4 protein-coding genes and 1 pseudogene are annotated in these 8,023 nt (G+C 76.7%); 1 reads left to right on the forward strand and 4 read right to left on the reverse strand.

Annotation, left to right across the window (positions count from 1 at the left end; genetic code table 11):
• Positions 1-54: 54 nt before the first annotated feature.
• Positions 55-1,584, forward strand: a pseudogene (locus AB0J71_RS46810) (BTAD domain-containing putative transcriptional regulator); the annotation flags it as partial.
• Positions 1,585-3,425: 1,841 nt separating this feature from the next.
• Here the strand turns inward: AB0J71_RS46810 and AB0J71_RS46815 are convergent.
• From AB0J71_RS46815 to AB0J71_RS46830, 4 genes are all read right to left on the reverse strand, one after another.
• Positions 3,426-5,351, reverse strand: a complete 1,926-nt coding sequence (locus AB0J71_RS46815; RefSeq protein ID WP_364393984.1) for an ABC transporter ATP-binding protein — start codon at positions 5,349-5,351, stop codon at positions 3,426-3,428.
• Positions 5,333-7,081, reverse strand: a complete 1,749-nt coding sequence (locus tag AB0J71_RS46820; RefSeq protein WP_364420724.1) for an ABC transporter ATP-binding protein — start codon at positions 7,079-7,081, stop codon at positions 5,333-5,335. Before AB0J71_RS46820 ends, AB0J71_RS46815 begins: the two co-directional genes overlap by 19 nt.
• Positions 7,082-7,198: 117 nt before the next feature.
• Entirely contained in the window at positions 7,199-7,321 is a 123-nt protein-coding gene (locus AB0J71_RS46825) for an ALQxL family class IV lanthipeptide (protein WP_352329554.1), read from the reverse strand.
• Positions 7,322-7,407: 86 nt separating this feature from the next.
• Positions 7,408-8,023: prolyl oligopeptidase family serine peptidase (locus tag AB0J71_RS46830; protein ID WP_364420726.1), on the reverse strand; the 616-nt coding region annotated here is incomplete at its 5' end.

Raw genomic sequence — 8,023 nt, forward strand, 5'->3', positions numbered from 1 at the left:
CGCATCACCCTCACGAGTGACGAGACCGGGCCGGGCGGCGGCCACGATGGAACGATGTCGCGAACCTCTCGTCACGAGGAGACAGCCGATGGGGAACGGTGCGGAGGGCTCGGACAGCACCACGCCCCGGACGGCGGGACCGGTGAGGCGGGCAGCCGGGAGGACAGCAGTCGGGTGGACGGCGGCCGGGAGGAGGGCGGCCGGGAGGAGGGCGGCCGGGTGGAGGGCGTGCGGTTCCGGGTGCTCGGGCCGTTCGAGATCCTCGGCGCCCGCGGCCCGATCAGCCTCGGAGGGCCGCGGCAGCGCGCCCTGCTCGCCCGGCTGGTGGCCGCCGCCGGGACGGTCGTCTCCACCGACACGCTGATCGAGGACCTGTACCGGGGCAGGCCGCCGGCGTCCGCGGTGGGCTCCGTCCACGTCTACGTGTCGAACCTGCGCCGGGTGCTGGAGCCGTCCCGCGCGCCGCGCACGCCGCCCCGGCTGCTGATGGCCCGCCGGCCCGGCTATGTTCTGGCCACCACGGACGTCGACGCGCTGCGCTTCGGCAAGCTGGTCACCGACGCCGAGCTGCGCCCGCCCGCGGAGGCGCTGCCCCTGCTGGAGGAGGCGCTCGGGCTCTGGCGCGGCGTCCCCTACGGCGAGTTCGCCGACGAGTTGTGGGCCGCCGCGGAGGTGAACCGCCTGGGCGAGCTGCGCATGAACGCCATCGAGTCCCGCGCCCAGGCGCTGCTGGACGCCGGCCGCCCGCAGCCGGTCATCCACGAGCTGGAGTCCGAGACGGCCGAGCACCCGCTGCGCGAGCGGCTGTGGTGGTTGCGCGCCCTGGCCCTCTACCGGTCCGGGCGGCAGGCCGACGCGCTGGCCACGTTACGCAGGGCGCGGCAGGTCATCGCCGATCAGCTCGGCCTCGATCCCGGGCCCGAGCTGCGGGAACTGGAGAAGGACATCCTCTGGCAGGCGCGGTCGATCACCCCGCCGCCCGAGCCGGGCCCCGTGCGGCTGTCCCTCGTCCGTCCGAAGGCCGTTCCGGAGGCCGTTCCGGACGCCGTGGCGAGCGGCGGTGCGGCCGCGTCCGGGCGGGCCGGTCAGGCCCGGCACGCGGCGCGGGGACGGCTGATCGGCCGCGAGCGGGGGCTGGCGGAGCTGACGGCGCTGCCCGGCGCGACGCACCACAACGGCGTCGTGGTCGCCGCGGTCAGCGGCGAGCCCGGCATCGGCAAGACCCGGCTGCTGCAGGCGTTCCGCGACGAGTGCGTGGACCTGGGACATCTGGTGCTGTGGGGCCGCTGCCGCGGAGGGGAGGGCGTGCCGCCGCTGTGGCCGTGGCTCCAGGTGCTGCGCGCGCTGGCCGGGACCGTGCCGCCCGCGGAGCGCCAGGCGCTGAGCGGGCTGCTGGACGACGACTGGCCCACCGGCGCGCCGGCGTCGCCGCACCGCAACAGGGCCGTCGCCCGGTGGCTCGCCGAGGCCGCGCGCGCCCACCCCCTGGTGATCATCCTGGACGACCTGCACTGGGCGGACTCCGCCACGCTCGAACTGCTCAGGGACGTCGCCGTGCTGTCCGAGGCGTACCCGGGCGAGCGCCCGCTGCTGCTGGTCACCGCCTTCCGCGACGCGGTGCACCACGACCGGACGCTCACCCCCGCCGCGTCCTTCAACCTCTCGGTGGACGAGGTCCTGTACCAGCTCGCCCGCTACGACCTCGTACGCGTCCGGCTGAGCGGCCTCGACGCCGCCGACGTCGGGACGCTCGCCCGGGAGATGGGCGTCCCGGTGGACGGCTCCACGGCCGACCTGCTGACCCGGCGTACCGGCGGCAACCCGTTCTTCGTCCGCGAGAGCGTCCGGCTGATGGCCCAGGGCCAGGGCCTGGAGGTGGTGCCCGACGCGGTGTCCGACCTGATCCGCCGGCGGCTGGCCCTGCTCGGGCCGCGGGCGACGGAGATACTCCAGCCGGCCGCCCTGATCGGCCGCAGCTTCGATCCCGGCCTGGTCGTCGAGGTGTTCCGGGCCTGCGCGTCGTGGCCGGAGCAGACCTACGAGCTGCTCGACCGGGCCGCCCAGGCCGGGCTGGTCACCAGCGGCGACGGGGTCATGACGTTCGTCCACGACCTGGTCAGGGAGACGCTGATCGCCGGCGTCCCGCCGCTGCGCAGAGGCGTGCTGCACCGGGAGGTGATGCGGGCCCTGTCGGCCAGGCCCAGCACCGACGTGACCGTCATCGCCCACCACGCCGTGCAGGCCGGGCCGCTGGCCTACCGGGAGACGGCGCACTGGGCCCGCGCGGCGGCCGGGCAGGCGAGCCGGCGCATGGCGCACGAGGAGGCCGCCGCCTGGTGGGGACGGGCCGTCGCCGCTCACGGCGCCTGCGACGGCGACCCCGCCCAGCACGTGGAACTCCTGCTGCACCAGGTGCGCGCCCTGCTGGACGCCGGAGACGCGATGGGCGCGCGCGACCTGCGGGCCCGGGCCCTGCGCGTGGCCCAGCGCGCCGAAGCGGACCCCGCCCTGATCACCCGCGCGCTCACCGCACTCGACGCGCCGGCCATCTGGACGCTGCGCAACCCGTACGAACCGGTGGAACTGCGGCTGGTCGAGCAGTTCGAGGCCACGCTGAGCGCGCTGCCCGAGGCCGACGGCGTCGAGCGCACGTTGCTGCTCGGCGGCCTGGCGCAGGAACTGTACAACGGCAGCGACGACGACCTGCGATGCCTGTCCCTGTCGGCCGAGGCCGTCGCGATGGCCCGCCGGATCGGGGACCCGCACCTGCTCATGCGGGCGCTGAACGCCCGCGCGTTGTCCGTGCCGCAGGCGACCCACATCGCCGAGCTCATGGAGATCGCCGAGGAGCTGCACGACCTGGCCGCGCGGACCAGGACGCCGGGCTTCGAGCTGCTCGCCCACATGATGGACACCCACTACCGGCTGGAGATGCACGACCTGGCCGGCGCCGACCTGGCGGCCGCCCGCTGCGAGGCGCTGCTCGACGACCTGCAGCTGCCGTGGCCGCGGTTCCAGCACACCATGTGGCGGGCCAACCGGCTCACCCTGGCCGGCCGGTTCGCCGCGGCCGACGCGCTGTACGGCGAGGCCGAACGGCAGGCCAAGCGGATCGGCATGTGGTACGCGGGCGCCGTCGCGGTGAACGGCCGCCTCATGCTGTCCTACCAGCGCGGCGCCATGGCCGAGGCCGGCCCGCTCATCGACCTGATCAGCGGCATCCACCCCACCGTCGAACACGACGCCCGGGTGCTGGAGCTGTGCGCCCAGGGGCGCCGGAGCCAGGCCGTGGCCCTGGCCGGGCAGGGGTGGCCCGCCCCGCCGATGGACTGGTCGTGGCTGACCATGACCTGCCTGCAGGGCGCGGCCCAGGCCGCCGCCGGCGACGTCGCGGCCTGCCGGACGACGTACGAGAAGCTGCTGCCCTACGCCGGGCGGATCTCCGGGGGGTCGGCGGTGGCCTGCATCGGGCCGGTCGACCACTTCCTGGCCGTGCTGGAGTCCGCGCTGGAATCCGGGCTGGAGTCCGGCGCCGACGCCGCCGGGGCCTGACCGGCCACCGGCCTACCGGGTCCGCCGTGCCAGCGGCCGACCAGGTCGGCGTACAGGGGGGACCGGTCGATCAGCTCCCGGTGGGTGCCGGTGAGCACGGTGGTCCCGTCCATCAGGAGGACCTGGCGCGCCCTGGCGGCCGAGCTGATGCGGTGGGCGATCACGACCAGGGTGCCGGGACGGGCCGCCAGCGCCGACTCCGCGCGCAGCTCGGCGGCCGGATCGAGGTGGCAGCCCGCCTCGTCCAGGATCAGGACGTCGGCGGGGGAGGCGTGCACGCGGGCCAGCGCGACGAGCTGCCGCTCCCCGGCCGACAGCGCGGACGGCTCGTCGATCTCCCCGCCGATGCCGCCCAGCCGCTCGACGAGCGGTCCGGCGCCGACGGCGGCGACGGACGCGCGCAGGCGCTCGTCGTCCGGGCTCTGGCCGAGCGGCCACAGGTACGCCAGGTTCTCCCGGACCGTCCCGGCGAAGACGTACGCCTCCTGCGGCACCAGCGCGATCCGGCTCCGCACCGACGCGCCGGGGATCGAGGCCAGCGGCCGCCCGCCGAGCCGCACCCGGCCGCCCGTGGGCCGCAGCAGCCCGGTCATCAGCAGGGCCAGCGTGGACTTGCCGACGCCGCTGGGCCCGACCACCGCGAGATGCCCGCCTTCGCCGATCGTCAGGTCCAGGTCCCGCACGACCGGCGTGGCCCGCGCGGCATAGGCGAACGTCAGGCGTTCGGCCCGCAGCTCGTGACCGGCCGGGCCGGCGGCCACCGGGGTGCCCGCCTCCTCCGGGGCCGCCTCGTCCGGGCCGGGGGCGGCGATCGTCTCGGCGATCCTCCGGGTGGTTGCCGCGAGCCCGACCCCCCACCCGCCGAGGGTGTCGAGGATCGTGCGCAGCGCCGGCTCCAGCCCGGTGAACAGGTACGTCACCGCCCCCACCACCTCTCCCGCGCTCAGCCGGCCGCTCTCGATCAGGGGGCGGGACAGCAGGAGCAGGCCGACCAGCGGCGCGTGCGCGCCGAGCAGGACGGCGACCCGCCGGCCCGTGCCCGCCCAGGCGAGCGCGCGGGCCGCCGCGGCCTGCGCGGACACCAGGGCCCGCAACGTGTCCGCGGCCTGGACCCGCGCCCCGCAGGCGGCGACGTCGCGCAGCCCCGCCACGATGGGCGTGGCCTGCGCGGTCAGCCGCTCCTCGGCGAGCACGAGCGCACGCTGCCGGGCCGTCAGCGCCGGCATCAGCCTGGCGAACGCGGCCAGCGTCAGCACCAGCGGCCCGGCGGCGACGGCGGCGGCCACCGGCGACAGCACGAGCAGCCCCACCAGCGCGGCGATCACCGACATCCCCAGCTCACGGCTGGTGCGCAGCATCGTGGACACCAGCTTGCGCATGGTCTCGACCTGCCCGGTGAGGCGGTTGAGCGCGGCGGCGTCCGGCGCCTGGCCGCCGTCGGCCGCGCGGCGGACGGTCGCCCCGGCCACGGCGCGGACCAGCTCGTCGCGCATGGGCTCGACCACCGCGGCGAGATGCGGGAACATCAGCCGGGTCGCGACCGACCTGACGACCATCGTCGCCCCGAGCAGGCCCAGCCAGGCCATGCCGACGCCCGGCCGGCCGGCCAGGAACCCGCGGTCCACCGCCGTGGCGACGAGCAGCCCGGCCAGCAGCGCGGGCGCGGCCTCGACCAGCGACCACGCCAGGGCCAGCACCAGCGGGCGCCGCCGGGCGCGCAGCAGGCCCGCCAGGAACCGCCACGGCCGGACGGCCTGCCGCCGGTCCGCGGCGGCCCCGGTCACCGTGCGGACGTCCATGTGTCCTCCTCGTCCCGCTGCGGGGTGCCGGCCTGCTCGGCGGACGCGAACAGGGCGCGGTACGCCGGGTCCCGCCACAGCTCCTGGTGGGTGCCGCGCCCGCGCACCCGGCCGGCGTCCAGCCAGACGACCAGGTCGGCCAGGGCGGCGGTGGCCGGGCGGTGCGCGACGACCAGGCGGGTGCGCCCCCGCATGCCCTCGGCCAGGGCGCGGCTCACCCGGGCCTCGGTCGCCGTGTCCAGGCTGGAGGTGGCGTCGTCGAGGACGGTCACCCGGGCCTGCCGCAGGAACGCCCGCGCCAGCCCCAGGCGCTGCACCTCGCCGCCGGACAGCGGCGCGTCCGCCGCCGGGGTGGCGTACCCGGAGGGGAGGCGGCGGATCACGTCGTCCACGGCCGCCGCTGTCGCGGCGGCGCGCACCGCCTCGGGGGTGCACGCCGGAGCGCCGTAGGAGATCATCCCGGCGATGTCGCCGCCGAGCAGCATCGGGCGTTCGAACGCGTACGCCACGGCATCGCGCAGCGCCCCGGGATCGACGTCGCGCAGGGGCACGCCGTCGAGGAGGACCTGGCCGCCGTCCGGGTCCGCCAACCGGCCGGCCAGCAGCGCGAGGGTCGACTTGCCCGCGCCCGAGCCGCCGACGACGGCGGTCATCGCCCCGGCCGGTATCTCCAGGTCGACGTCGTCGAGCAGCGAAGTCCCCCCGCGCCGCACCGTCACGCCCCGGAACGAGAGCGTCCCCGGGCCGGGAGGCAGTGGCCGCGTGCCGGCGGCCGGGACGGGCAGGGTCAGCACGTCGTGCACGCGGACCGCCGCCGACCGGCCGAAGGCCATGCCCAGCAGCGGGTCGATCTGCTCGACGAACACCAGGCCCAGGGCGGTGTAGCCGGCCGTGGCCAGGAGCGCGCCCGCCGGCAGCCGTCCCTGCGCGACGCCGAGCCCGGCCACGGCCAGCACGAGGACCTCCACGAGCGGCAGGATCAGGGTGATCCGCCACACGCTCTGCGCCTGCGCCCGCCACAGGGCGTGCCCGGCGGCGCTCAGCTCGGGCAGCGGCCGCAGCACGCGGGCGATCTCCCGGTCGGCGGTGCCCGCGGCCCGGACCGTCCTGATGCCGGCCAGGGTCTCGGTGAGGCGCGCGGCCAGGCGGCCCTGGGCCCGCTGGTAGTCGCCGTACAGGCCGGAGACCCGGGCGACGAACACCCGCATGACGACGAGCGCCACCGGGACGCCGCTCAGGAAGGCGACGCCCACCCGCCAGTCGATCACGAAGAGCGCGACGACGCCGCCCGCCGACAGGACGAGCCCGGACACGATCTGCAGCAGCGTCGCGGGCACGTAACCGGTGGTCGCGGTGTTGCCCACCAGGCGGTTGACGAGCTCCCCGGCGGGAAAGGCCGCCGCGCCCGCCGCGTCGGTCCGCAGCACGCGGTCGATCGCGCGCAGGCGCAGCATCCTGGTGGCGGAGGCGACGGACGTGATCCCCGCGACCCCCGAGACGACGTCGGCGAGCGCGGCGGCCAGGAGGAGCACCGCCAGCTCGGCGTAGACGGCGGTGGAGCCCGTTCCGGAGAGGACCGCGTTCACCGCCGCGCCCACCGCCGAGGGCAGGGCGAGGGAGACGGCGATCGAGGCCGCCGCGGCGGCGGCAGTCCCCGCCAGCGGCGCCCACGTCGCGCGGGCCGTCCAGGCGATGAGCCGGTCGCCGTGCCGGTGCCCGACGTTCAACATGAGAGGTCCCTTCACTCCATCGGCTCGATGGCGTGGGTCGTGTGTCGGCGCGGTGCCGGCCCCGGGAGCCGGCACCGCTGGGGGACGGGTCCTAACGCAAGGTCAGGAACCGGGAGGTCACCTGGTGACGTAGCAGCTGTTGCCCTCGTTCTCGCAGGTGAAGCTGGAGACCTGGCAGGCGGCCAGGCCGGCCTCCTCGCGGGCGGGGAGCATGTCCAGCGCGGTGATGTCGAGTTCCATCGGTTTCTCCTTCTTGTCGGTGCGGAGCCCGCGGGTGCGGGCCTTGCCACCGGTCCGGCGCCGGGTGAGGACGCCGGCCGGCGGGATCATGGGCGCCGCGGGCAGCGGCGGCGGAGGAAGGCGACCAGGCGGTCGAGCACGAGGTGGCCGTCCGGTCCGGTCAGCGGGTCGTGCCCGGCGCCGGGCACCTCGACGTAGGTGAGCTCGGGCCCGCCGGGACCGGCCCGCGCCAGCCGGTCCCGCAGCCGCCGGGAGTGGCCGACGGGGATGGTCGCGTCCCGCTCGCCGTGGACGACCAGCAGCGGGCCGCGCAGCCGGTCGGCCAGCCGGATCAGATCGCGCGGCCCGAGGTCGTCCTCGATCTCCGCGCAGCCGCCGAGCCGGTCGAGCATGTTGCGCACCAACGGCGGCCCGTCGGCGTGCAGCTCCCGCCCGGACAGGAACGGCGCGACGACGGCGGCGCCGGACCACAGGCCCGGTTCCGCGGCGGAGGCGAGCAGGGCGAGGTGGGCGCCGTAGCTCACGCCGTACAACAGGGGCGGGGCGGCGCCGGTCGCGCGGGCGGCCGTCAGGGTGCGGCCGAGGTGGAGGACGTCGGCCAGATCCGGTCCGCCCCAGGCGCCGCGGATCGCGTCGCGGTGGGCGGGCCCGTACCCGGTGCTGCCGCGCTGGTTGGGCGCGACCACGTCGACGCCTTCGTCG

Origin of the sequence: Nonomuraea sp. NPDC049637, assembly GCF_040675235.1 — a bacterium.
GTDB lineage: Bacteria > Actinomycetota > Actinomycetes > Streptosporangiales > Streptosporangiaceae > Nonomuraea.

Excerpts from the sequence above, each read along its gene's own strand:
- AB0J71_RS46815 (WP_364393984.1), bottom strand. The coding sequence starts at position 5,351 with ATGGACGTCCGCACGGTGACCGGGGCCGCCGCGGACCGGCGGCAGGCC.
- AB0J71_RS46820 (WP_364420724.1), bottom strand. The coding sequence starts at position 7,081 with ATGTTGAACGTCGGGCACCGGCACGGCGACCGGCTCATCGCCTGGACG.
- AB0J71_RS46825 (WP_352329554.1), bottom strand. The coding sequence starts at position 7,321 with ATGGAACTCGACATCACCGCGCTGGACATGCTCCCCGCCCGCGAGGAG.